The organism is Streptomyces sp. NPDC052052, from assembly GCF_040680455.1.
GTDB lineage: Bacteria > Actinomycetota > Actinomycetes > Streptomycetales > Streptomycetaceae > Streptomyces.
On sequence record NZ_JBFAWU010000056.1, the window covers coordinates 1 to 3,236 of the forward strand.

Annotated in this window: 1 protein-coding gene; it reads left to right on the top strand. The window is 74.1% G+C overall.

Annotated elements, in window-relative coordinates; translation table 11 throughout:
• Positions 1-3,127: SDR family NAD(P)-dependent oxidoreductase (locus AB0L71_RS32605; RefSeq protein WP_365250346.1), on the top strand; the 3,127-nt coding region annotated here is incomplete at its 5' end.
• Positions 3,128-3,236: the final 109 nt, after the last annotated feature.

Sequence of the window (3,236 nt, forward strand, 5' to 3'; positions counted from 1 at the left end):
ACTGCGCGAGCAGTCGGTGACCATGTTCCTGGAGCTGGGCCCCGACCCCGTCCTCACCGCCATGACCCGCGCCAGCCTCGGTGCCGACACCGAGGACGGCGCCCCTGTGGTGGCCGCCGCCGCGCTGCGTGCCGGGCACGCCGAGGAACAGACTCTGCCGACTGCGCTGGCGGCCGCGTACGCCCACGGCACGGCCGTCGACTGGAGCGCGCTGCACGGCATGGGCCGTGACAGCCGCGACCCCCTGCCCACCTATCCGTTCCAGCGCAAGCGCTACTGGCTCGACGCACCAGCTGCCGGGGTCGGCGCCGCGGGCGCCGGGCAGGACACCGTCGACCACCCACTGCTCGGCGCCGAGGTCGAAGTGGCTGAAAGCCAGGAGCTTTTGCTCACCGGACGGCTCTCCCGTACCACCCAGCCGTGGCTCGCCGACCACCAGGTGGTCGGCACCGTGCTGCTGCCGGGCGCGGCCTTCGCCGACCTGGCGGTACGGGCGGGCGACCGGACCGGTTGCGACCGGGTCGAGGAACTCACCCTGCACGCCCCGTTGGTGCTCCCCGAGAACGGCGCGATACGGCTCCAGATCGGCATCAAGGAACCCGACGCGGCAGGCCGACGGCCCTTCGCCGTGCACAGCAGGGTCGATGGGGGCGCCGCCGGCGCCGCCCCGTGGACCCGGCACGCGTCCGGACTGCTCGCGGCCCGCGGCCCCGAACAGACGCTCCCCTGGGAGGAACTTGCCATCGTCTGGCCGCCGTCCGGCGCGCGGCCCGTCGACACCGAGGCCCTCGACGAGCGGCTCGCCGGGGGCGGTCTCGGCTTCGGCCCCGCCTTCCAGGGGCTGCGCGCAGCCTGGCAGCGAGGTGATGTGCGCTACGCGGACATACGCCTCCCCGAGGCGGCCGAGCGGACGGCAGGAACGGACGCGTATGGCATTCACCCCGCACTGCTCGACAGCGCACTGCGCCTGCTCGCACCCGCGCAGGACGGCGACGGCGTCCGGCTGCCCTTCTCCTTCGGCGGCGTGACGCTGTACGCGACCGGCACGACGGCGGCGCGCGTCCGGATCGCGCCCGCGGCGCGATCCGGAACGTACAGCCTGCAGATCGCCGACCAGCACGGGCATCCCGTCGCCCTCGTCGAGGAGATCGCCCTGCGCCCGCTGGACGCCGGGCAGCTGCGGGCGGCGCGGCAGAGCGCGGCAGGCGCCGGCGGACTGTACCGGGTCGACTGGACCGCCCTCACCGAGCACACGGCCTCGGCCGGCACCGCGGACCGGACCCGGTGGGCGGTGCTCGGTACGACGGCCCCGGCCCACGGCGCAACCACGGCCTACGCCGACTTTGCCGCGCTGAGCGACGGGCTCGTGGCCGGGGCCACACCGCCGGACGTTCTGCTGGTCGACGCGGCTGCGGCCGACGACCGCGACGCGCCTGCCGCCGTGCGCGCCGCCACCCACCGCGTGCTGGGCCTCCTCCAGGGGTGGCTGGCCACGAAGGGCCTCGACGGCACCCGACTCGCAGTCCTCACCCGACATGGCGCGGCCGTACTTCCCGGCGAGACACCGGGCCTCGCTGCCACGGCCGTACAAGGCCTGCTCGCCGCCGCCCAGGCCGAACATCCGGGCCGCATCGTCCTGGTGGACCTCGACGAACACCGGGACTCCGACCGCGCCGTCGCCGTCGCGGTGGATCTGGGCGAACCGCGCACGGCCGTGCGCCAGGGCATCGTCCACGCGGCCCGGCTCGTCATGACCGACCGCACAACCACGGTCACCGGACCCGTGTCCGCCGCCTTCGGCCCGGACGGCACGGTCCTGGTCACCGGCGCCACCGGACTCCTCGGTGCACTGGTCGCCAGGCACCTGGTGACCGAACACGGCGTCAGGAACTTGCTGCTCACCAGCCGCAGAGGCGCGGACGCCCCCGGTGCGGTGGACCTCGTCGCCCGGCTCGAGGCGGCGGGTGCCACCGTCACCCTGCGGGCCTGCGACGTCGCCGACCGGGCGGAACTCGCCGCACTGCTGGACACCGTGCCGGACGACCGGCCGCTGACGGCGGTCGTGCACATCGCGGGCGTCCTGGACGACGGCGTGCTCACCAGGCTCACCCCCGAACGGCTCGACACGGTGCTGCGCCCCAAGGTGGACGCGGCCTGGCACCTGCACGAACTCACCAGGGACCTCGACCTGTCGGCGTTCCTGATGTTCTCCTCGGTCGCAGCCACGGTGGGCACCGCGGGGCAGGCGAACTACGCCGCGGCCAACGCCTTCCTGGACGCACTCGCCGCACACCGGCGCGCGGCCGGCCTTCCCGGGCTGTCGCTCGGGTGGGGGCTGTGGGACGAGAGCAGCGGCATGACCGGCGCCCTCCAAGACGTCGACCGAGCCAGGCTCGCCCGCTCCGGCATCGTCCCGATGACCACACGAGAGGCGCTCGCGCTCCTTGACGCGGCACTCCCCGTCGACCAACCAGCTCTCGTACCTGCCAAGTTGGACCTTGCCGAGCTGCGGTCAGCAGCTGCGGACGGACGGCTGCTGCCGCTGATGAGGTCCCTCGTGCGCGTCCCCGCGCGTCGCACGTCTGCAGGGGCGGGCGCGGCGGACGCCGGACAGCGTTCCCTGGCGGACTGGCTCGCCGCACTGCCTGCCGGCGATCGCGATCAGGCGCTGCTCACGCTCGTACGAGAAGAGGTCGCGGGCGTCCTTGGTCATGCCGAAGCGCGCACCGTCGACTCCCAGCAGGGCCTGCAGGACATGGGGCTCGACTCGCTCACTGCCGTGGAACTGCGTAACCGGCTCGGCGCGGCGACCGGGCTCCGGCTGCCGGCCACCGTCGTCTTCGACTATCCGACGGCCGCGGGGCTCGCCGCCCATCTGGGCGAGCAGTTGCTGCCCGTCGATCCGGGGCACGTGGCGAGCGTCACCGCGGAGATCGACCGCCTCGCGGCGGCACTCGAGGCGGGACCGAGCGGGCCCGAGGAGCACGCCGAGATCGGGGCCCGCCTCGCGGAGCTGCTGCGCAGCTGGCAGAGGGGCGGGGCGCCGGCCGACGATCTGTCGTCCGCCACCGACGACGAGCTTTTCGAGGCGCTCGACGAGGAGCTCGGGATGTCCGCGCTGGACTGATCGCGGACACCCGGCAGTGGACGGAGTCGGCCTCCAGGACCAGGACCCGGTCCACGGTCACGAAGCCGCGGTCCGCCTGCAGCAGGCGATGAACGACACCGTCGACGAG